The 23634-nt window shown below is 42.2% G+C and carries 18 protein-coding genes; 7 read left to right on the top strand and 11 right to left on the bottom strand.

The window, feature by feature from the left end; genetic code table 11:
* Positions 1-8 precede the first annotated feature (8 nt).
* From epmA to ACR63T_RS01810, 3 genes are all read right to left on the bottom strand, one after another.
* Positions 9-1061, bottom strand: a complete 1053-nt coding sequence (gene epmA / locus ACR63T_RS01820) for an EF-P lysine aminoacylase EpmA (RefSeq protein ID WP_472784583.1) — start codon at positions 1059-1061, stop codon at positions 9-11.
* A 61-nt stretch (positions 1062-1122) separates the two neighbouring features.
* Positions 1123-2238: a 4-phosphoerythronate dehydrogenase gene (locus ACR63T_RS01815; protein WP_305899490.1), complete on the bottom strand. Its 1116-nt coding sequence runs from the start codon at positions 2236-2238 to the stop codon at positions 1123-1125.
* Between the two features lie 107 nt (positions 2239-2345).
* Entirely contained in the window at positions 2346-3491 is a 1146-nt protein-coding gene (locus ACR63T_RS01810) for an AI-2E family transporter (protein WP_305899489.1), read from the bottom strand.
* Positions 3492-4063: 572 nt separating this feature from the next.
* On the opposite strand from ACR63T_RS01810, the gene ACR63T_RS01805 reads away from it, so the two are divergent.
* Together ACR63T_RS01805 and paeA are read left to right on the top strand one after the other, a co-directional pair.
* The gene (locus ACR63T_RS01805; RefSeq protein ID WP_305899488.1) at positions 4064-5737 is read left to right on the top strand and encodes an NAD+ synthase; all 1674 of its coding nucleotides are present in this window, start codon (positions 4064-4066) and stop codon (positions 5735-5737) included.
* 149 nt (positions 5738-5886) lie between these two features.
* On the top strand, positions 5887-7161 hold the full coding sequence (gene paeA / locus ACR63T_RS01800; RefSeq protein WP_305899487.1) for a polyamine export protein PaeA: 1275 nt from the start codon (positions 5887-5889) through the stop codon (positions 7159-7161).
* A 36-nt stretch (positions 7162-7197) separates the two neighbouring features.
* Here paeA and ACR63T_RS01795 read toward each other — a convergent pair whose 3' ends face one another.
* Positions 7198-7968 (bottom strand): YggS family pyridoxal phosphate-dependent enzyme, encoded by a 771-nt coding sequence (locus tag ACR63T_RS01795; protein WP_472785210.1) that lies wholly within the window; start codon positions 7966-7968, stop codon positions 7198-7200.
* A 241-nt stretch (positions 7969-8209) separates the two neighbouring features.
* Here ACR63T_RS01795 and ACR63T_RS01790 point away from each other — a divergent pair, with 241 nt between their 5' ends.
* Together ACR63T_RS01790 and ACR63T_RS01785 are read left to right on the top strand one after the other, a co-directional pair.
* Positions 8210-9247 (top strand): type IV pilus twitching motility protein PilT, encoded by a 1038-nt coding sequence (locus tag ACR63T_RS01790; protein WP_305900247.1) that lies wholly within the window; start codon positions 8210-8212, stop codon positions 9245-9247.
* 90 nt (positions 9248-9337) lie between these two features.
* A complete protein-coding gene (locus ACR63T_RS01785) occupies positions 9338-10465 on the top strand; it encodes a PilT/PilU family type 4a pilus ATPase (RefSeq protein WP_472784582.1) in 1128 nt (375 codons plus the stop codon).
* Positions 10466-10896: 431 nt separating this feature from the next.
* On the opposite strand, the gene fur is transcribed toward ACR63T_RS01785, so the two are convergent.
* Complete coding sequence (gene fur, locus ACR63T_RS01780; protein ID WP_305899484.1) at positions 10897-11328, bottom strand: ferric iron uptake transcriptional regulator; 432 nt, start codon at positions 11326-11328, stop codon at positions 10897-10899.
* 356 nt (positions 11329-11684) lie between these two features.
* On the opposite strand from fur, the gene ACR63T_RS01775 reads away from it, so the two are divergent.
* Positions 11685-12098 carry an outer membrane protein assembly factor BamE gene (locus ACR63T_RS01775; RefSeq protein WP_305899483.1) on the top strand — a complete coding sequence of 138 codons (414 nt, stop codon included), beginning with the start codon at positions 11685-11687 and terminating at the stop codon, positions 12096-12098.
* 39 nt (positions 12099-12137) lie between these two features.
* Here ACR63T_RS01775 and ACR63T_RS01770 read toward each other — a convergent pair whose 3' ends face one another.
* The 4 genes from ACR63T_RS01770 to ACR63T_RS01755 form a co-directional block, all read right to left on the bottom strand.
* Complete coding sequence (locus ACR63T_RS01770) at positions 12138-12485, bottom strand: RnfH family protein (RefSeq protein ID WP_201571356.1); 348 nt, start codon at positions 12483-12485, stop codon at positions 12138-12140.
* A complete protein-coding gene (locus ACR63T_RS01765) occupies positions 12485-13615 on the bottom strand; it encodes a hypothetical protein (RefSeq protein ID WP_472784581.1) in 1131 nt (376 codons plus the stop codon). Before ACR63T_RS01765 ends, ACR63T_RS01770 begins: the two co-directional genes overlap by 1 nt.
* Before the next feature lie 214 nt (positions 13616-13829).
* On the bottom strand, positions 13830-14498 hold the full coding sequence (locus tag ACR63T_RS01760; RefSeq protein WP_201571354.1) for a c-type cytochrome: 669 nt from the start codon (positions 14496-14498) through the stop codon (positions 13830-13832).
* Between the two features lie 295 nt (positions 14499-14793).
* Positions 14794-15129 carry a c-type cytochrome gene (locus ACR63T_RS01755; RefSeq protein ID WP_472784580.1) on the bottom strand — a complete coding sequence of 112 codons (336 nt, stop codon included), beginning with the start codon at positions 15127-15129 and terminating at the stop codon, positions 14794-14796.
* 319 nt (positions 15130-15448) lie between these two features.
* On the opposite strand from ACR63T_RS01755, the gene yihA reads away from it, so the two are divergent.
* Positions 15449-16216, top strand: coding sequence for a ribosome biogenesis GTP-binding protein YihA/YsxC (gene yihA, locus ACR63T_RS01750; RefSeq protein ID WP_201571352.1), 768 nt, complete (start codon positions 15449-15451; stop codon positions 16214-16216).
* A 136-nt stretch (positions 16217-16352) separates the two neighbouring features.
* On the opposite strand, the gene ACR63T_RS01745 is transcribed toward yihA, so the two are convergent.
* Both ACR63T_RS01745 and ACR63T_RS01740 read right to left on the bottom strand, forming a co-directional pair.
* Positions 16353-17027: an HAD-IA family hydrolase gene (locus tag ACR63T_RS01745; RefSeq protein WP_201573700.1), complete on the bottom strand. Its 675-nt coding sequence runs from the start codon at positions 17025-17027 to the stop codon at positions 16353-16355.
* A 178-nt stretch (positions 17028-17205) separates the two neighbouring features.
* Positions 17206-18216, bottom strand: a complete 1011-nt coding sequence (locus ACR63T_RS01740) for an RluA family pseudouridine synthase (protein ID WP_201571351.1) — start codon at positions 18214-18216, stop codon at positions 17206-17208.
* A gap of 1340 nt (positions 18217-19556) precedes the next feature.
* Here ACR63T_RS01740 and ACR63T_RS01735 point away from each other — a divergent pair.
* Positions 19557-23630: an Rne/Rng family ribonuclease gene (locus tag ACR63T_RS01735; protein ID WP_472784579.1), complete on the top strand. Its 4074-nt coding sequence runs from the start codon at positions 19557-19559 to the stop codon at positions 23628-23630.
* The last annotated feature ends 4 nt before the right edge of the window (positions 23631-23634 follow it).

Genomic DNA, 23634 nt, shown 5'->3' with positions numbered 1-23634 from the left:
ACTAGCTTTTAAGCTCGCCCACTGGAGAAAGCAATGACCTCTTGTAGTGATTTTGTGCCCGTAATCACCATCAGCAGTCTATCGATACCCACCGCAATACCGCTACAAGGCGGTAGATCATCGCAAGCGGCTAGCAAATGCTCATCTATCGGCATGACTGGCAGATCATGCTGCTGACGCAACGCATTATCCTGCTCGAAACGCTCGCGTAGTGCTGACCCATCTGCCAGCTCATCATAAGCATTAGCAATCTCAATACCGTCGATATAGAGCTCAAAACGCTTAGCCACCAAATTGCCGTCTTTATCAATCGCGGTCTTGGCTAAAGCGGCGGTAGCAGGTGGATATTCAGTGATAAGCGTCGGTAAATCAAACCCAAGATTCGGCTCGACGCTATGACTGAACAATAAGTCTAACCAATCTTGGCGGCTATTCTCACTATCTATTTTCTCATTTGATGGTTGCTCATTCAAAATGCCACCAGTGTTGAAAACCGTCAACCCTTTATCCTCAGCTACCGCTTGCAATGCGTCAATGCTAGCAGTCAAAGGATGAATACCAACAAAATCCATAAACGCATCAACATAACGATAGTGATTCATAATCACAGGATAGCCGTAGAGCGCCTCTAGCAGTTTAGCCAACTCATCCGCCATATCTGATAAATTATAGTGGGGCTGATACCATTCGAGCATAGTAAACTCAATATTATGCCGCGAGCCTATTTCATTATCACGAAAAACAGGGCAAATCTGATACATAGCCACCTGCCAGCTGGCAAGTAAGCGCTTCATCGCAAATTCAGGTGAGGTGTGTAGATAATAGCGACGGGGTTTATCTTGGTAAGTGACGTTGGCTGATACTGATTGTAAAAAAGTATCAGTATTACCTGCTTGTGATAACAGTGGCGTCTGTACTTCTAACACTTTACCCTGCGCAAAAAACTGCCGAATACTAGCCAGCATTTGCGCACGTTGGCGCGCCATAGCTAAGCTCATCGTTGGCGCGTAAGGGGATTTATCAAAAGTTGGTGAAGTAGAAAGATTAGGATCTTGGCTCATTTTTTATCGCTCAATATGGTGTTGATTAAGACTCAATGGCTTTTTGAGACTCAATGGCTCATCAGGACTGCCACTCGCGGCGTAGATGATAATCACGGCGCAACTGATCAAAGTCAGCTCCAGCGACTTGTCCATCACAAATCTGCGAGCGTAGCGACTTGTCATCCGCCATAATGTCATAAAATTTTGCGAGTCGATCAGGGTGTGCTTTGAGCTCAGACCACAGATACATATTGACAGGTATTAGCTGGTGCATAGACTGTACTGGCTCTACCTCAAACTGCTCGCATAGCGCATCATAAATCATTTGCGTACCGCGCAGTTTACCCTCTAACGTATAGCCTGCAATATGCGGCGTTGCTATCGTTAGCTGAGCTAGTAATGATTCAGCAATTTGTGGCTCATGCTCAAATACATCGAGCACAACTTGACGTTTAGTGCTCTTAATATCTTGCTCTAAGTCATCAGCGGCAATAACAGGCCCGCGCGCACTGTTAATCAACATAGTATCAGGCGACATTAATGCTAAAGCACTAGCGTCAATTAAATGCTGTGTTGGATAGTCAGCACCCTGATCTTTAGTCGTTCCCTTAAAGGTTAAGGGCACGTGTAAGCTGATAGCATTGCTTTGACTTATTACCTGCTCAAAGCTGGCATTATTATAATTCGATGGGGGTAGCAGTGGGTCATAGCCCAATACTTGCCAGCCCAAATCAGTGGCATATTTAGCCAAAGTACTACCGATATTGCCCAGCCCGACAATACCTAAAGTTAAAGGCTGCTGCCAATACTGAGGGCGCAAAGTTAAAATCGCCGTAAGCACATATTGCGCCACTGAGTGCTTGCTACAGCCTGCCGCATTAGCAAAAGTGATATTACGTGCAGCCAGATAAGCTTGATCGACATGGTCAGTGCCAATAGTGGCAGAACCTACAAACTTGACGCTGGTATTATCAGCTAGTAGAGACTCATCTACAGGCGTCACTGAACGAATGAGCAACACATCTGGCTGCAAATCATGTAACAGCTGCGCATCGATATCACGCCCTACAGCCCTGATGATAGTTATCGTTTGTGTTAGATCTTGGGATAACGTGTGAGGATTAAAAAAAGCATCAAGGCTGGCAATATTGCTGTCAGCAATAATAGTAAAGCTAGCTGAGTTTTTAGTAGGCATAATCGTCTCAGAATTATAGTCGTTTCAGAATTACAGTCGTCTTAGAATTACAATTAAAATACTTAAGAATAAGTGCTGCAAAAATTGTATTTTAAGGCTTTTTATTATTATTGGCTCACATCGTCTTCAACGGATTTATCAAAATTTAATAGCATCTGATTATCAATGACTGGCGGTTGCTTAGACTCAAAAATATCGCCTTTATGCTGAGTGATCCATTCACGCCAAACCGCCAGACCGATTGCCAATACGACAGGGCCAATAAATAAGCCCACAAACCCAAAGGCAGTTAATCCGCCTAATACGCCAATAAAAATAATAATAAATGGGATTTTGGTGGCGCCGCTAATAACGATAGGACGGATCAAATTATCGACCCAGCTAATGACCAAGATACCCCATAATGCTAGACCAACTCCTTCTACAGTCTGACCTTGGCTCAATAACCAAATCGATACTGCACCCCATGCGAACGGAGTACCAAAGGGGATCAGCGCTACCACAAAAGTTATGAGCGTCATTAAGATAGGACTAGGTGCTCCAGAGAAATAGTATCCGATGCCAGCTAATATGGCCTGCGCCAATGCCGTCAGTCCAATGCCGTAGACCACAGCGCGCGTCGTCGTTCCTACTGAATCGATATAACCATCGATACGATTACCGATAATATTGCGTAGCGCTTGACGAATCTGTTTGATTAAGCTGATGCCATCGCGATAGAAAAAATATAGCGTCATCAAGGCCATGCCGAGTTTAGCCAAGCTGCTTAGCACTACATCAAGCGCGACTTTACCATAGTAAAGATGCGACTGGATCCAAGCGCGAAAAGCATCTAATGTACCCTCAGGATTCTTATTTATTCTCCATAAGGCATCCTGAATCTGCTGGCCTATAATTGGCAAGCCTTTTATCGATTCAGGCACATCTAGATAGCCAACCTTTACGCGATAGATAAGATTGCTATAAAGACTCAGTGCTTCTTGCTGCAAGATAAACACGCCGACCACTAAGGGAACACCGATCATAAGGCTGATACTAACGGTCATAATCCCCGCACTAAAGCTGGGACTTAGCTCTACTTTTTCATGGAAAAAATTATAAATAGGAAAAGTAACATAAGCTAAAATCGCCGCCCAAAGTGCAGGTACAATAAAAAACTGTACCACTTGAAAGCAGAGTATAAACAACATCACTAACAAAGTAATCGCTAGCAGTCGCTGAATGACGACCTCTTTTGTCCAGTTTTCAATCATAGTTTATGAGCCAATAACGTACAATGAGAGCCAAATAAGATGCTACCACTTTAGATATAAATAGGAATATAGAATAATCTTATAAATCATACCTTGTTAACACCCCAAAAGCTTGTGTTTTCAAGCGCTCATTATGCAACAGCCTAGTATAAAGATATAACACTATGTTGTAATTTTTACTTACAATTTTATGTGTGAGACTTAGTTTGCGCTTGTGAAGTGCTATCAAAACAGGCGGGCATTTTCTTGTGCTATATTAGCAATAATACCCGCTCATTTAATCGGCTAAAATACCATAGCGTTCTCTTAGCCTAGATAATTGGTGTTATACTAAAGGTATTATTTTCTACACTTTAATTGTATTAAGTCTATTTTTAGACTTTTATTTTGCATTATTGGTCATCAACTGTTTAATTAGTGTGACTGTTGTTTAACTTATTTTAATTATAATACGCTCTAAAACTATTTATTTTATTGCTTACCTGCCTATTATGGGTTTAGTCATTCACTTGAAAATTAAATAAATAATAATCCACTACATTTTAAATATCATATTGATAGGAAAAATAACAATGTCAAAAGACAGTACTCAATCTAATACAACAACCGATAACCCTGCCTCTAATACCATCACTTTTGCTCTAGCTCAGTCACACTTTTTGGTTGGTGATATTAGCGCCAACGCTGAAAAGATGCGTACGTTAGCTATTGAAGCCCGTACTCAAGGCGCTGATGTCATTGTATTTCCAGAGCTTTCCCTTTTAGGCTACCCTCCGCAAGATTTGTTGTTACGCCCTAATCTCTCAGGTCGTATCAAAGCTGCTTTGGCAAATCTGAGTGATATCGAAGATATTGTCATGATCGTCGGCTATCCACACGTTGATCATCACGGCACTTTTAATTCAGCCGCCATCTTGCATAATGGTCATCAAAAAGGCTTTTATCATAAGCAGTTTCTGCCTAATTACGGGGTGTTTGATGAGCGCCGCTATTTTGATAAAGGTCGCAATCAAGTACTGTTTGACTATAAGGGCGTTACCATAGGTCTGCTTATTTGCGAAGATCTTTGGGAGAAAAATCTGATCACTGAGCTCAAAGAGCAAGGCGCAGATTTGGTTATTAGTCTAAATGCCTCACCGTTTGAGCGAGACAAGCAAGAGATGCGCAAAACTATGCTGACTAAGCGTAGTAGTGAAAACAAACTACCGATTCTCTATGTTAATGCCGTTGGCGGTCAAGACGACTTAGTATTTGACGGTGGCTCAATGGCGGTACAAGCTGATGGAGTGATTGCTCATGAAGCCTCACGCTTTATGAGTCAGCTGTTGCTGACCACTTTGGATGTGGCGACGACGACTTTTGATACGCAAGCCAAAGCGCCATTATCATTAAGCCGTGAGTCTGAGATGTATCAAGCTTTAGTTGTAGGCTTGCGTGATTATGTCAATCATTCAGGCTTTACTGGGGTGATTATCGGTCTATCAGGTGGTATAGACTCTGCTTTGACGCTTTGTATCGCTGTTGATGCTTTGGGTGCGGATAAAGTCTATGCGGTGATGATGCCTTATGAATACACTTCAAAAATCAGCTTAGAGGATGCGCAAGCGCAAGCGCGCCGCTTAAACGTATCTTATACGGTTTGTCCGATATTTGATGCCGTTGAAGGTATTCGCCATACCCTTGCGCCATTATTTAATAAATCACCTGCGGACACAACAGAAGAGAATATCCAAGCGCGTGCTCGTGGCGTTATCTTGATGGCCTTGTCGAATAAATTTGGCCATTTAGTGATTACTACGGGTAATAAATCAGAGCTAGCAGTAGGCTATTCAACCTTGTACGGTGATATGGCAGGTGGTTTTGATGTGTTAAAAGACGTTTATAAAACGCAAGTCTACGACTTAGCCAGCTATCGTAATCGCTTAGAGGATACGCCTGTCATTCCTGAGCGCGTTATCACTCGCCCACCATCAGCTGAGCTACGTGCTGATCAAACCGATCAGGATAGCCTACCTGATTATGAGATTTTAGATGGTATTTTGAGCTTGTATATCGATGAGGATATGGGCTATCAAGATATAATTGACAAAGGCTTTGAGGCCGAACTGGTTGCCAAAACTATTGCTATGGTCAATAACAGCGAGTTTAAGCGTGTGCAATCCCCAATCGGTACCAAAATCAGTCATAAAGCCTTTGGCCGTGAGCGTCGCTATCCACTTGTCAATAAGTGGTCGTTAAAGGACTAATTGAACTAACGAAAACTAATCGTATAACTATCAGCTGGGTGCTTCCCAGCTTTTTTAGTTTTTGTCTTTTATTATTTGATCCTACTCTTTTTCAGTGGTTTTATTCTCTAAATCTCACCTTTATTTTATCCCATTCATCCGAGTATTTCATGAGCTTGCTAGCAGCTAGTGTGTTTCTTTTATTACTAATCGCGTTAAGTGCACTAGTCTCTAGTGCAGAGATAGCCATTGCTGCTGCTCGTAGGATCAAGCTACAAGTACTAGCAAAAGAAGGCGACATCCGTGCGCTTGTTGTTCTAAATATGCAAGAGCACCCTGGTAATTTTATTACCTTAGTCCAAGTCGTTCTGAATGCTGTCGCTATCTCAGCTGGTGCTGTAGGTGAGTCAGCTCTTAGCCCCTATTTGCAGCGTCTTTTCCATAATGAAGCACTATCCTCCGTCATATCATTTGTGCTAGTTACCAGTATATTTTCTTTGTTTGCTGATCTGATACCCAGACGCTTAGCTATGTCAGACACTGAAAATATTGCTATAAAATTAGTAAGACCAATGCTATTTTTGATATTTATTCTAAAGCCCATTATTTGGGTATTCGATAGCGCTGCAAATTTGATATTTAAACTGGCAGGCATCTCAACTGTACGTAAAGATGAAATGACCTCTGAGGATATTTATGCGGTGATGGATGCTGGCGCAGAAGCAGGCGTTATCAAGCACCAAGAGCATCACTTGATCGAAAACATATTTGAGATGCAAGAGCGTACAGTGACCTCGGTCATGAATCCGCGCGAGCATGTGGTCTATTTTGATAGCCAAGCCAGCACAGAGCAAATAGTCGCAGTCATGATCAAGCAGCCACATAATAAGTTTTTGGTCTGCATAGATGATGATTTAGAGCATATCATCGGCTATGTCGAGTCACGTAGCTTCTTGGCCTCAGTGCTTGAGCAGCAGCAAGTATGTTTGACGGATAAAGCTCTGCTAAAGCCTGCGCTATTTATCCCAGACACGCTCTCCTTATTTGAAGTGCTTGAAACCTTTAAATCAACAGGCGCTGACTTTGCGGTCATCGTTAACGAGTATGCCTTGGTGGTCGGTGTGATTACTTTAAGGGATGTGATGAGTATCGTTATGGGCGAGCTGGTGACTTTAGAGGAGCAGCCTATTGTACAGCGTACTGATAACTCTTGGCTGATCGATGGTATGACGCCTATTGAAGACGTCATTCGCGCTTTGGGTATGGGCGAGCTACCGCATAGTCAAAACTACGAGACTATCAGTGGCTTTATGATGTATATGTTGCGCAAAATCCCTAAAAAGACCGATAGCATTGAGTATACTAATTATCGGTTTGAGATTCTGGCTACCGAAAATTTAAAGATCAACCAATTACTGGTGACTAAATTTGAAGAAGAAAATTAGCATAAGTTAATTTGTAGAATATGACTCGGTTGTTGGTTAATCACGCGCCCCAAATATCGCCGTACCCACTCGCACCATAGTCGAGCCATTATCGATAGCTTCACTCATATCACTACTCATGCCCATGCTCAGGGTATCCCATCCTGTAAGCTCAGGATGATCCTGTTTTATATCAGCAAATAATCGCTGAGTCCGCGCAAATGCATCAGTATCAGATTTGGCAGGAATGATCATAAGTCCGCGCAGTTGCAAGCGCTCATAACCCTTAATAGTCGCAATCAATTTAGGTAATTCTGCTGGAAGACATCCTGATTTGCTATCCTCGTCATCAATATTGAGCTGAATAAGTACGTTCAATGGTGGCATATCATCAGGGCGCTGATTATTTAAGCGCTTGGCGATAATATCGCGCTCCAGGGTCTGCACCCAATCAAAATGCTCTGCTATATCGCGGGTTTTATTACGCTGAATACTACCGATGTAATGCCAGACAATAGCACTCATCTCAGGATCGGCCTGTAAAGTTGTGATCTTTTCAATCGCCTCTTGTAGGTAGTTCTCACCAAACTCGTGCTGGCCTTGCTTGACAAGTGTCGCAATCATTTTGACAGGCTTAGTTTTGGACACCGCTAGCAAGGTCACTTTAGCCGCCGCTTTGCTATGCTGTTGCTCAGCGGTTTGCTTATGCGCTTGTGCTACTTGCTCGCTAACTTTTTGCCAGTTATCGATCAAGGCAGCTTGATCAATGTTTTCATTATTAGCATTGTCAATGTTGTCATTTTTATTGTCTGGCAGCTTTCCGATCATATCATTACTCATAAAAGCCTCACGTTTTAGTTGTACGTTTAAAAGGGTCATTAAAATTAATTAAGGTTGTTATTATAGGGTCACATGATTTAATCTATACTGTTAACAGAGTATTGGCTCATTGCCTGTAGCAAAATAGGGTAACATAGAATTTTTGTAGTCTAGATGAATAACTATTATAGGTATGTGAGTATATTTTATTTACTATTAGGAATAGACAATGAAGTCTGAGAAAAGCACGTTGAGTATTGAAGATTTATTACGCTTTACGGTGAAGCACAACGCATCAGATTTGCATATCTCCGCAGGAATGCCCGCGATCATTCGCGTTGACGGTGAGATGACTCGTATCAACATGCCCGTGATGAGCCATCAGACCGTTCATCAGCTGATTTACGATATCATGAATGACAAGCAGCGCGCAGATTTTGAAGAGTTTTTTGAGACGGATTTTTCATTTGAGATTCCAAACTTAGCCCGTTTTCGAGTCAACGCTTTTAATCAAAATCGTGGTGCTGGGGCAGTTTTTCGGACTATTCCCTCTAAAGTGCTCACTATGGAGGACTTAGGCATGGGCGAAGTGTTTAAGCGCGTCTCTGACTTCAAACGCGGCGTGGTATTAGTCACAGGTCCTACTGGTTCGGGTAAGTCCACTACCCTAGCGGCTATGGTGGATTATATTAACGAGACTCGTAAAGAGCATATTTTGACTATCGAAGACCCTATTGAATTCGTTCACGAATCCAAAAAGAGTTTGATTAATCAGCGTGAAGTGCACCGTGATACTCTAGGTTTTGAGCCTGCTCTGCGCTCAGCATTACGTGAGGATCCAGACGTGATCTTAGTCGGCGAATTACGTGATCTTGAGACCATTCGTTTGGCTCTGACCGCTGCTGAAACAGGACACTTAGTATTTGGCACTTTGCACACCAGCTCAGCGGCCAAAACGATTGACCGAGTCATTGATGTTTTTCCAGCCTCTGAGAAGTCTATGATTCGCGCTATGCTATCAGAATCACTGCAAGCCGTCATTTCACAAACCTTATTACCCCGTAAGACAGGTGGCCGAGTGGCTGCGCATGAGATCATGTTAGGCACGCCCGCCATTCGTAATTTGATCCGCGAAAATAAAGTGGCACAGATGTATTCATCGATACAGACTGGTGCAGGTGAAGGGATGATTACTTTAGATCAGTCGCTCAAGAATCTAATAACTAAAGGCACTATTAGTAAGGAAGTTGCTAGACCTTATGCCAAGCAACCAGATGCCTTTTTATAAGTAAAATTATTATAAGTTAAGTTGATGGACGTTTGATATTCAATATCACTAAGTACTTACCCTTACTCTTTATTTATATGTGACTCTATTATGGACTTCGATAAGTTATTACAGTTAATGATCAAAAAAAATGGCTCTGACTTATTTATCACAGCTGACGTCGCGCCTTCAATGAAAATGAACGGGGTTATCCATCCCGTGGGTAAAACGCCATTGACTATCAAGCAAGTCGATACTTTGGTAAAAGGGGTGATGACGCCTGCGCAACGAAAAGAATTCTCTGAGACTAATGAATGTCAGTTCGCCATCACTGATAGTGCTGAATTAGCCCGTTTTCGCGTTAGCGCCTTTGTGCAACGCGATATGCCAGGAATGGTCCTACGTAAAATTGAGAATAAAATTCCGACTGTTGATGAGCTGCAATTACCACCTCTATTAAAAGAGCTGGCTATGAAAAACCGTGGCATCATTTTATTAGTTGGCGCGACTGGTACAGGTAAGTCGACTACCCTTGCTGCTATGGTTGGGCATCGCAATCAAAACTCGCATGGTCATATTATTACTATTGAAGATCCAATAGAGTTTATCCATCAGCATCAAGGCTGCATTATCACCCAGCGCGAAGTGGGTATCGATACCTTATCGTTTGAGTCTGGCCTCAAAAATACCCTTCGCCAAGCACCAGATGTTATTTTGATTGGTGAAATTCGTAATCGTGAAGTGATGAACTACGCTATTCAATATGCTGAGACCGGCCATTTAGTTTTTGCAACTTTACACGCCAATAACGCCAACCAAGCTATTGACCGTATCATTCACTTTTTTGAAGCCGATCGTCATAGCCAGCTATTCATGGATTTATCGCTAAACCTGCAAGCTATCATTGCTCAGCAGCTTATCCCTACCCCTGATGGTAAAGGGCGTCGCGCCGCTATTGAGATTTTATTAAACTCACAACTGATCAGTGACTATATCCGTAAAGGTGAGGTGCATGAGATCAAAGAGGTAATGAAGCGCTCACGGAACAACGGCATGCAGACCTTTGATCAGGCACTGTTTGATTTATATGAAAATAATGAAGTCACTTATGAAGATGCCATGATATATGCAGACTCCCCTAATGATTTGCGCCTGCAAATCAAGCTAAACAGTAAGCATAGCAGTAGTGCTCAGGATCAAGATCAAGACTTGGATAACCTATCCTTAGACACTTTTTAATTGTTGAGTAGAAATTGTTAATTAAAAACTATCGATTAGAATAAGTCGTTCAAATTTGCAAAACCTTATTTAAGATCACAAAGTTTAAAGTCACAAAAAAGCCTTCGTTATGAAGGCTTAATGGTTAATGGCATCTCGAATTAAAATCATAAAGACTAGGGTCTGTTGAACATTCGATCTTGGCACTGACAGAGACTATTTTTTAGGCAATTCTAGATTAAAAATATCTAGTTTAGTCATTCTAAGCGGATCTTTTTAATGACGAATCGGCAAAAAAGAGTCCTGTCCTTGCAGGCTGATGCTAAAATTGTTCTATTCGTTATAAAAATCTAGCCAATGCACTAAGCATTACCTGCGATTTTTACTTAGACTAGAACTATTTTAGCTATCAGCAGTGCTCATTTATGAATGTTCAACAGACCCTAATCATTCTATTTAGCGCTATCTTGACACTCTTTATTATTACAGATGCCATATAGCACTAACGAGTGTCCCGAGAGCTTAAAGCCATGCTCTTTTGCAACGGCAAGCTGTTCAAGCTCAATAGTAGCATTGTGAAACTCAATAATTTTGCCACAGATATCACAGACTAAATGATCATGATGCTCTTCTTGGGTAATCTCAAATACGGATAGATTATTTTCAAAATTATGACGCTCAACGATGCCTGCTTGCTCAAACTGGGTCAGTACTCGATATACGGTCGCTAGACCAACATCTTCACCTTGTTCAATGAGGGCTTTGTACACTTCCTCCGCGCTCATGTGATGAAGCTCTGCACTCTCTAACAGCTCCAGAATCTTGACTCGTGGCAAGGTCACTTTGAGTCCCGCTTTACGCAAATCTTGATTAGTAAAAGACATAATGTTCCCTTTGACTATTAAAGTCCAAATAAGTAAAAATTAAAATATAAGTAGTTCATAGTGGTTATTTTAAGAAGCTATTTATTTAATAATAAAGCAATTATTATAGTAATCATACTAGCTCGTCGGTATTTAGCAAGCACAGAGTTTTAGTCTACAGACTACAAACGCTCTAAGCTGCACAGCTTAGAGCGTTACAGACATCTGCTCTATCGCTATCCTATAAGGCTTATGAAATTAGGTTTATGAAATAATGTCGTAAGTGATAGGCAATTGCAAGTAAATGACGTATCATTTGTCCAAGATTGCTGGTATGCGTTGTTATACTGACGTTTAGCCCAGCCTAACCCATTTTTATGAGTCATCTTATCATGATAAATTCATTAGCTATTTTTTCTAATCGTACTCTACGCAAGCTTGTCCTTGCCATCGGTCTGGGTGCTACACTTACCTTATCAGGTTGTTCGCTATTTAGTGTTTATAAGATTGATTTACCACAAGGTACACCAATCACTCAGACTCAAGCCCAGTCGCTAAAGCTTGGCATGAGCCAAAATCAAGTATTGTACATACTAGGTAGCCCTGCTATTAGGGACACTTTAGCCCCTAATCGCTGGGATTATGTCTATGATTTTCAGGCAGGTACTGAGGGCAGTCGTAAAGGGATTGCTGATGTAAGAGACGCCAGTCAGCATTTAATAATCTATTTTGACGCCAACAGCTTAGTGAGTCGTATTGAAGGTATCGAAACCTTACCTCAGGCTAAATAAATAGCCGCTAAAAGGTTATTTATATAAGAATTTAAGCTTTTAACTTCTAGATCTACTTTTGCGCTGAGACATAGGATCAGCGCTCAAGCTACGATACACCTCAATACGGTCAAAGGGCTGAAGCTGATAGCTAAGTGGCTGCTTTTGCGCAAAGATACCGACATGCCACAGCTTAGCTGTAGGCACTTTGATATCTATAGCTTGCTGACACCATAACGCTAAATCTGTAAATTGACTCAGCCATCCCGCCTGCTCCAGAGCCTCGTATATTGTGCTGCCCTTGATCACTTGCAGTGCCTGATAATGCTGCTCAGTTGCCGTCTTAGCATAAGCTAAATGCACCGTTATCGACTGCTTTGCTCTGCTATCGCTATGATCTGTACTCATCAGCTCAACCACTGTAATATCCAGCCTAATAAAGCTAATACCAATGCTAACGGTACGATGATACGAATCGCTATCCGCCACACATTATAAAAACCTTCACTGGCAAAGTTTAATGATTTGCGCAAATGACTTATTTTCATTTGCCATCCAACAAATACGGATAATAGCAGAACCGCGATACTGCTAATAATGACTAGCACACCAACCAGCCAAGCGGTTGGTACTGCTATTACTAGTAGCACTCCCAAAACTAAAGTCAATGCTATGCTGATTAACACGCCGAACTTATGCGCTAACTGCTGCGCAGCATAATGCAATAAATAACTCACGACAAACAGCACGCCTACTGAATATAATATCTGAGCGACAGGTGGTAGATTCAAACCACTTATGAATAAAGCTATCACCCCAACGACTAGCTGTAATAGCCAGATAGGCAGTACTAATCTAGAAGCACGGTAGATCGCAGCTGCTCGTGGCTGATGGTTAGTTTCGGAGTTGTTAGCAACGGTCAACGTCTGATTATAGTTTAAGTGCTGAGCGAACCAATATAATCCCGTACCAGCGCCAACACTGACCAAGGCCAAAGCAACGGCTCGCGCCCATTCGCTCAAGCTGACATCAGTCATCGTAAAACTAATTTGCGGTAGCCCACTAGTAACCCCTAGCACTAACCCAATCACCATAAGTCCTAAACCAATCGGTAAGGGCGCGGCACCAAGTAAGCTGAGTAGCACCGCAATTACCATCAAGCCTGCGGCAATAGCAAATAGCGGAATATCAGCTGCGCCATTTAGCTCATTCAGTGCTGATAATAGACTACTACTTGCTGCCGATAGACTCAAAGCGGCAATCACTATCGCAACTACGGCTGCCAGCCAGCCAAAGCTGCGCCATAGGGAGTTGGCATCCGCTTCGCGGGTGAGCTTTTGCATACCTGCTAGTGGCGATTCAGCACTGCGATAAGCTAAAGCAATCTCAGCATAAACGACTGGCAATGCTACGACGACCATCGCCAGTAACCACAATAGCCAAAAGTCAATCTCGCCAATAGATGAGCTGACAAAAAAGCGAAACAGTAATAAAGGCAATAATGCTGCCATAAAATAAGAAGCATAGCGGATCATCATAATCTCAATCCAAACGATCTAAAGTTAAAAGGTAATCAATTATACAGACCACTAATACGCGGCTATAGATAGATTTTATGAAAGCTAATAGTAAGCTGTAAAAAAACCCCGAGAACGGGGCTTTTAAAACGTAACGATAACGACTGGCTAAGCATCAATTCAAAAAATTAATGTTTAATAATTTTCATTGATGACTAATATCAGTAAATAGCAATTAGTGAATAGCACTAACATAATCTGACAAAATGCGGATATCACGATCTGATAGTTTTGAGGCTACCATTTGCATCATGCCCATATCGCCTTCTTTGGCCGCATCGTTATAACGTTTTTGATCATCACCTGTGACATCGTCTTCACGGCCAGCTGCGCGGAACAGCTTGAGCTGAGTGGCGATATACTGAGCATGCTGACCACCTAAACGTGGAAATGCTGCCCACGTATTACCAGCAGCATCTGGACCATGACAGCCTGCACAGCCAATAACACCACGCGACTTGTCACCACCTAAGAAGATCTTAGTCGCCTCGGCAGTCGTAGCGGGATTACCGAAACCAACTCCCCAAGGCGCTTGTTCAGCGTAGTAGCCCGCTACATCAGCAAGCTGTTGCTGTGATAGATTAGCGACTTGTGACTGCATAATGCCATTAACGCGGTAGCCTGATTTAAAATTGACCAATTGCTTATACAGATATTTCGGATTTTGACCGCCTAGATTAGGCTGAGAGGGCACTACACTTACCCCATTAACACCGTGACAGGCCGCACATTGTGCTTCGACGATTTTTTTACCAGCATTAGCGTCATATTCAGGAACGGTGATAGCAGCTTGTACGCTGAAACTTGCAACACATAAGCTGGCGGCAGCGATTAACTTTTTCATTGATATGAATCCTACTAACTCGACGTAAGTATTATTTAGAATGGTTGCGTTAATAAAAGCCCAGATACACTATATCCTAGATAAACTGTAACTAGGTACATTATAAACTACCTTACTATTCGGTAAGGTAGCTAAGTATGACAAGCCTTAATTCGACACCGTTTGCAAGTACTTACTGACATCGGGGTTTATTTGCAATTATTATAGCAAGACTTCACGCTATTTGCTTACTTAATCTTAACATCTGTAGTTTTGCTAACCATAAATTATAGCGTTTGATAATCGTAAATACTGCCTATTTACTCATGTACTTTATAAGTTCACGATAATCCTCATCGCTACAGTTATTGCACAAGCCACCAGCAGGCATCTGAATCATACCGTTTTTGACCGATTTTACTAGCGCTGGCATACCTTTAGATTCTATTAGTTGCTGCCATTTGGCACTATCCCCTTTTTTGATAGCGTTTAAAGCACCGCTATCATGACAAGCACCGCAGGAGTCGCTATAAGTCGTTGCAATATCAGCAGCAGACACAGCTGTCATCATAGCAGCACTGCCTATAATAGTGATAAAGACAGGTATTAATAGGCGCGTAATTTTAGCCGATAATTGAGTCATAATGTGCATGATATCTCTCCTTAGATCCGCTATAGACTTTATTTGTAGTCTATAGGTGCTCTTTGTCAAACTTTCCAACTTAGCCTATATTGTAACAAATTATGTAAGGAAAATCCTGCAAAGCTTCATCAATAACTTTAGGAAAGCTTAAGCACTATCAGCAACTTTCTTTGAGCCTTGTTTGAATTTAGTGTTATTCTATATATGATGGCAATAGTGCTATTTTCAATAGAGATTATAGGTAATGCTATTAAATAGTGTCCACACTAATTAGTCACTTAAGCAATTAGTCACTTGATTTTAAATATTAAATATTAATGAGCTCCTTATGAGTACCCCGTATAATGATGTTGCTGCTGAACATGCGGCTTTTAATACTAAAGCCCGTCAGCGAATTCAACAAACTGAGTTTATGACCTCAGCTCCTACTTTTCGTCTTTGCCCACCAGATGCTGGGTTTGAGGTTGCTTTTGCTGGACGCTCAAATGCTGGCAAATCATCTGCCATCAATGCGCTGACCAATCAGCGGCAGCTGGCACGCTCATCCAAGACCCCTGGGCGCACGCAAATGATTAACTTTTTTAGTATTGGTGATACCGATAGACGACTCGTGGACTTGCCAGGTTACGGCTATGCAGCAGTGCCATTAGAGATGAAAAAGGAATGGCAAGTTGAGCTTGAGGAATACCTAGTAGCGCGTTCAAGCTTAGCAGGTTTAGTGCTACTAACAGACATCCGTCATCCTATAAAGTTTTACGATGAGCAGATGCTACATTGGGCCAATGAGGGTAACCTTCCTGTCCATATTCTACTAACCAAAGCTGATAAGATGAAATATGGTGCCTCCAAGAATGCACTGCTTAATACCCGCAAGCATCTCAAAAAGCTCGGGCTAAACTGCACTATTCAACTGTTTTCAGCGCTTAGAAAAGAGGGGTTAGACGAATTGGCTGGCGTGATGGGCAATTGGTATGACTATAAGCTAGATGATGAAAAAGTATCCGCAGCAGGTTTTAATGAGCAGACTGATCTAGCGTCACTGAATGCTGAGTTAGACGCTGCTAACTTAGCTGCTGAACCTGAAAGTGATAAATAAGCTTTTATTTTAAAGCTTACAATGAGTTCATAATAGATACAAAAAAAGGGGTTATCACTAACAATGATAACCCCTTTTTATTGTTTTTATAAGTACTTACATGCAGTATTCATTTACAGTACTCATCTGCCAAGCGCTAGACAGTCAATAAGTTGGCCAAAGCTTGTGGTGTTGCGACCTGATAAGTTGGCCGCTGAGCAGCAAGCTCTGCGCTAGATGCCGTACCGTAGTCGACAGCTATGCTAGTCATGCCTATCTGATTTGCCATTTGAATGTCATAGATACTATCGCCAACATATACCGCCTCAGCGACTTGCTTATCCACTGCTAGTAAAGCCTCAATCAGCATTTTTGGATCAGGCTTAGAGGCAGACTCATCAGCACAGCGTGTACTGACAAAATAATCATGGCTATTAGAAGCCGTTAGTACTCTTTCTAAACCGCGGCGTTTTTTACCAGTTGCTACTGCAAGCTGTTTACCTTGCTGTTGTAATTTTTGCAGCATGATCTCAATATCAGGGAAAAAGGGCGTACGGTAACTGTTAGCAATATAATAATCGCTATAACTTTTTTGAATAGCTAGCCTTTGCTTGACAGTCGCATTTGGATATAAAATATCGATACCTACATCTAAGCTTAACCCTATAATATCTTTGATGTGTTTGTCAGTAGTAGAGAAGCTATGCGCCTCTCCGGCACTATGCATGGCCTCAACGATCAAGCCTATTGAATCCATTAATGTGCCATCCCAGTCAAAGATGATCAGCTTTTTACTCGCTAAACAATCAGTTGCTGATTGTAGTGTTGTCATAGAGACGCCAATAGCAGGTAGTGGACGTTTGGCATGCGCTTCACTCATAAACAAACCTTATGAACGCTGAAATAAAGATAGTATCAGTAAATAACATAATATCAGTAAGTAGGAATAAGACTGAACATAAAGCCAAGCTATTAGCTTGGCTTTATGTTTTACCGAATAGTGACTAAGCCTATTTAGGCAGATCAGTACCTTCTGGCAGTAAGGCGACGATATCTTCAGGTAGTGGTGCGGTAATCGTCTTATAACCTGGAATATCTAAGCGCCAAGCATGCAGGCACAAGCGATGTACGCCTGACTTATCATGGACGTTATACTTGTCATCGCCTAAGATGGCATGACCAATATGCGCTAAATGCACACGGATCTGATGGGTACGTCCCGTCAACGGCTTAGCTTCTATTAGGCTAATAGACTGATTATTGTGCATAAAGCGGCTATGCACAATGATATCCGTTTGGCTCTCTTTGGTTTGCGGGTCTTGCGCATCTACTTTTACTCGGCGCTCACCACTAGCTAGCGTATAGCGCAGTAATGCCGCGTCAATACGTTGCTCATTCAGTATTGGCTGCCCTTTGGCTAGGCACAAATAATGTTTTTGAATAGTTTTATCGACGAGATGCTGTTGCAACGTCTTAAGCGCTGAGCGCTTTTTCGAGATCATCAGCAGCCCTGAGGTATCTTTGTCAATACGATGCACTAGCTCCAGATATTTTTTTCCAGTGACTTCGCGCATGGCTTCAATCACTCCAAAATCTAGTCCACTACCGCCATGTACAGCTATACCTGAGGGTTTATTCAGCACCATCATACCTTCATCTTCGTAGACTACGCGTGCTAGCAAGCTTTTGGCAAACTCAGTACTGATAATAGGCTTCTCACGAGTAGCCAGTACAACAGGCGCGATACGCACTACATCTTCACGCTGCACTCTATCGTGTGGCTTACAGCGCTTATTATTGACGCGTACCTCATCGGAGCGGATCATCTTGTAGATATGAGGCTTAGGCAAGCCTTTGAGACGATTCAGCAAAAAATTATCTAGGCGCTGATCGTGTTGATGGCGTGTAACCTCTAGATAATTCACCTTTTCAAAGTTGCTGATCTCGTCGTCAGCGCTTTGTGGGCGAGTTTTACTATTGAAGATAGCAGGGGCTTCGTGAACGGGTGCGTCATTAGTCATTTTGGAGTTTGTCATTTTTAGTTAGAGATTTGCTTAAAGATTTGCTATAGTTTAGCATGTTGAATGCCAATTGAGCAGAGCTTGCAATAATAATCATCGTGAATCATTCATTGTGAATTATTGTGCTAAGAGATTACTATTTTTGCTATTGATTTTTTAGCTGGGTAGTCTTCGCAGCTAAATAGTCTGATGCTAAGTTCATGATACCAAGTTTATGGTATCAAAACCTCATTGATGTCTTTGCTGATTTTGTGTGCTTCATCTGATTTTTAGGGCGAGGATCTTACTGATATGTAGATCATGCCTAATTAAATTTTTGTTAACTGTTTAGCAAAACCAGTATTTTGATAGCTTTTTGTACTAATGGCTTTTTTATTAGCATTATTTTTGACAACAAACGTTTTTATAGCAGTGCTTATATAACTATGCTTTGATAAATCAGGCCAATAGCCTTACTTATTGAGCAAAATTTTACTCCATTTACTCACTAAACGTATGACCACGACTTGATTTGCAGATTTTACAACTTGGTTTGCAGCTTTGATGGATATGTGCAGTTGAGCAAGGAATGATAGATTAAAGTTAGGATTTTTCTACTGCCTAAATATCGGCGGCCAAACAGATAATAATAGTTAAACTCTTATTTTATAAGCTCTTACAAAGCTAGTACTTTAAGCGCTTATAACTAAGCTCTTGTAAAAGATTATCTCGTTTGCCAAGTGCGCCCCGTTGACTATTTACATAGCGAGACCTTAGCCGATAATCCTTTATTATTTTGTAATATAGAATGACCAATTAATAGAATGACTAAATTTTAGTCTCGAATCACAATAAGCTTACGACTTATAGCGGATGACAGGCTATTGATAATATAGTGAAAGATCGTGTCAGTAGATAAGTTTATCTTGAATATAATGACTTACTAATGTCAGTGACGTGACTTTGAAATATAACCTGAGAAGGTAGATGCTGACAGTCTTACACGCTGTCTAATTAATTTAAGTATCTAAATAGCTAAATACAGTGCTTCATAGTGCGGTCAAATAGCTAAAATAGGTTTAAATTATAATCATCTTTATTTTAGGATAACGCTTTGGTTTAGCGGAATAGCTGAACTCGTAGGTATCTAAACGCTTGAGCTTATAGCCGAACTTTAGAGTGAATAGTATCAGTTTTACAGACCTGTATTTGACCGAGCTTTGTTTGACTGACCTATTTAAGTTATTTATTAATTTGATCGCTTCTTATTATATTGATATTGATTATCTATTAATATTATTCTTGCTCCTGTTCTTGAACAAAAGCCTTGTCGTTGCTCTGCGTACTCATAGGAAACTATTATGAAACGCATTTTGATCAACGCTACTCAAAACGAAGAGATCCGTGTTGCCCTTTGTACGGGTAATCATCTCTATGATTTTGATCTAGAAAACCGTACTCGCGAACAAAAAAAATCCAATATCTATAAAGGCCATGTCACCCGTGTCGAGCCTTCTTTAGAGGCGGTATTCGTCGAATATGGCTCACAGCGTCAAGGCTTTTTGCCGATTCGTGAAATATCAAGCGAATATCTAAGTGGCAATCCACGCGATGAAAACATCAAAAAGCTGATCAAAGAAGGCGATGAGCTGATCGTGCAAGTCGAAAAAGAGGAGCGCGGTAATAAAGGCGCTGCCCTATCGACCTATGTGTCATTAGCGGGACGTTATTTAGTACTGATGCCGAACAACCCACGCGGTGGCGGTATCTCTCGCCAAATCTCAGGCAAGTTACGCGAAGATATGAAGCGGATGCTGAGCAATCTTGATCTGGCCAAAGGTATGAGCGTCATTATACGTACTGCGGGCATCGGCAAAACGCAAGAAGACTTACAGCATGATCTCAATCATCTGCTTAATATCTGGCAAGCTATTCAAGAGCAGAATCAAAAGTACCCTTCTCCGCGTTTAGTGCATCAAGAAGCTGGTGTGGTTACCCGTGCGGTGCGTGATTACCTGCGTGATGATATCGCTGAGATTTGGATCGATAACGAAAATGCTTACATCGAAGCGGCAGGTTTTATAGATGCTGTTATGCCAAAACAAGCAGAAAAATTACGCAAATATACCGACTATGAGCCGATGTTCTCGCGCTTTAACATCGAAAAACAAATCGAGACTGCTTATCAGCGTGAAGTTCGTCTGCCATCAGGTGGCTCTATTGTCATTGACCAGACCGAAGCTTTAGTCTCAATCGATATCAACTCAGCCAAATCGACTAAAGGCTCAGATGTTGCTGAAACTGCTTATCATACTAATCTAGAAGCGGCTGATGAGATCGCGCGCCAGTTACGACTACGTGATATGGGCGGTTTAATTGTCATTGATTTTATTGATATGAATGACAATAAGCATCAAAAGGAAGTCGAAAAAAGGCTGATTGATGCCACTAAATATGACCGTGCTCGCGTACAGTTCGGCGATATCTCCAAGTTCGGTCTGATGGAAATGAGTCGTCAGCGTTTGCGTCCGTCGTTAGAAGAGTCTACAGGCTATATCTGTCCGCGCTGTCATGGCAATGGTATGATTCGTGATCTGCGCTCGCTCTCATTATCAATTATGCGCCAAATTGAACAGATTGCTCTCAAAGAGCGTCAAGGTGAAGTACAAGCAGAAGTACCTACTGATATCGCCGCCTTTTTGCTAAATGAAAAGCGCGACAGCTTAGTTTATCTTGAGCAAGATAGTGGTACTCGTATTACTATCCTACCGCATGCTCATCTAGAGTCGCCGAACTTTAAATTGCACTTTAACCGTGATGGCTTTGCGCCATCAAGCTATGAGCGTATTACTGATACTGCCCAAGAGCACAGTGACCTAGGCTACGATGTTGACTGGCAGACCGCTGATTCAGCGCGTCCTGAACAGCAGCCTACACGCCAGCCACTAAAGGCTATTGCAGATAAAAGCGCGCGTTCAAGCAATCAGCAAGATAATAACAAAAATAAAAGTCAAAATACCAATACAGTGACTCATAGTAATGAGCATCGTAACAATAATGGCACTAACAATAATAGCACTAACAATAACAAGGCTGTGGCCAATCAGGCTCAATCGAATGTCGCTCAAAGTGTTCGACAAAATAACGTTCAACAAAGCAGTACTCAACAAAACAATGCTCCACAAAATCAAGCTACACAAAACAATACGCAGCCACCAGCTATTACTGCTAAGCCGCAAGCCGTCGCTTGGTTGTCCAATCTGTTTTCTCAAGCGCCACAAGCCCAAACAGCACACAGTGTCAGTAGTACGGACGCCGCTGAAGCTATCGAAACACTAGTGAATACTGGGGCGACCAGCTTAGGCTCATTTGGTCAGGTAGATAGCAGTGTTTTAGCTAACGCTCAAAGCTCATCTACCCAACAAAGTGATAGACAAAATCAGCAGCGTGATGAGCAAACTTCAGATAATCAAAACAATCGTCAGCAAAATAATCGCCATAACGATAATGATGACGAGAGTAATGATGACAAAAGAAGACGTAAGGCACGTAAGTCAAGATCATCAAAGCCGCGCCAAAGAAGAGAGCAGCGTGACGATAATGAGACACAAGACAATCGTAGCACTAGTAATAACGTAGACAATAACGATGCCAACACTAGTGACGCGACGAATGTCAAATCTGATGATCGCAATACACGTAGCAATGAGCCGCGTAATGACAATAGACGCCAAAATGAGCGCAGTCGCAATAGTCGTCAAGACAGCACTCAAAATGATAGCAGTAACGATGCTAGTAAAGACCCTAGCACAGCTGATGAGCAAGCACGTAGCAAGCGTAAGCCGCATAGCAAACGTAGCTCACGTGGAACGCTTGAGCGTAATGAGACCTTAACTGGCTCAAACAGTGATAGCCCTACTGATAATAATGCTAAGCAAAACGGTCAACAAGCCGCTAGCAGTAACAACCGAGCTGATGCCCGTAGCAATCAGAACCCTAATGAAGTTGTTCTACAAATCAATGAGGCGCCAGCAAAACTTAAGTCGCATGAGATCGTGCATTTATCTTTAGATGATAGTAAAGCGGCTAAAGTAGAGCAGAAAACGACTGAGTCTGAAACTGTAAAAGCTGAAAAGGTAGCTGAATTACCTAAAGACAGTGCTGCTAAAGACAATGCCGCTAAAGACAGTGCTGCTAATATCGCGACTGAGACAAGCTCTGCGAGCCAGAGCCAGTCGCAGCCTGCACCCTCGGAGCAACAGGTTGCTGATAATAGTAAAGAGACTGTCAATGAAGCTGTAGTGCCTGCAACTGATACTGATACTGTCGATACAGTTAAAGATGTCGTTAGTGAAGTTGCTAATACTGCCACCAAAGCTCAAACGACAGACAAAGATCAGGCGACAGAAACTGTGCCAGCGAATCAATCAGCACAGTCGCTGACTCCTGAAAAGCTGTTTGCTGAGCGTTACATTACTGCCGCTAAGTTCGGTCAAGCCAGCAACGATCCGCGTGTGGTTCGGGCGCAGCAAGTACAGTCGTCAGAAACGCAGCTACCTGCAACTGAGCAAACATTAGTCAAAGCACCTGCTATACGTGGTACGGTTGGTGAATTTATTCATTCAACCTTAGCCAAAGCACAGGCGCGTCTAGAAGAGGACGGCGTGATCAATTGCTTTATCGCGGCGATTGCTGAGCACAACTCACCAGCGAAGCCTGCAATGAATGCTGCGACTGCTGATAGTGATAATTCTGGCGCTAGCTTTGACTTTAGTAATTATGGCTATCAGCCTCTGAGCGCTGATTACCTAAGTCGCTTTAAGACGATGACGGCAGCAGTGAGTCAGTTTGCAGCGGATCAAGGTAAGACGTCGGTAGCGCCAAGCACTATCACTCAACGCGCTAGCAATGATCCGCGTGGTCAGCATCCAAGCTTTGTAGCACAGACCTCAGAGGTGTCATTACAAGAGAGTGCTACAACGGATAACACTCAAAAGGACAATGCCGATAGTATCGATGGTAGTGCCGATGACGTAGATGCGCACAACGTTGCTGCAACCGCGTTAACTATTGCTATGCAAGCGGATGATGTCAGTGCTGAAAGCGAGCAGCTGTTAGAGGCTGATGCAAGCTTGAAAGCCAAAAGTGCCGAGCTATCAGGTGAAGGCTCTTTACACGCTGAAGGCTCTTCGCTAGAATCAGAGGCATTAGCAAAAGACGACAGTCAAGGTAATAAGTCGAAAACCACTATTGCCAGCTATAAGAACATGATTGAGAATGTCGCTGAGCAGCTATTACCACAGACTGGCATGTTCAGTTTGACGACTGCAAAAGTGCCAAAGGCTCGCAGTCGTAAGCCAAAGACTGAGCATAAAAAGCCGACGCAGGCTGAAAAGGTAGAGACGGGTGATACAGATACTGATACTGATAGCTAACCTT

It is taken from the genome of Psychrobacter sp. M17(2026) (assembly GCF_055699815.1).
The sequence above is the reverse complement of the archived record's forward strand: the minus strand, read 5'-3'. Positions and strand labels throughout refer to the sequence as shown.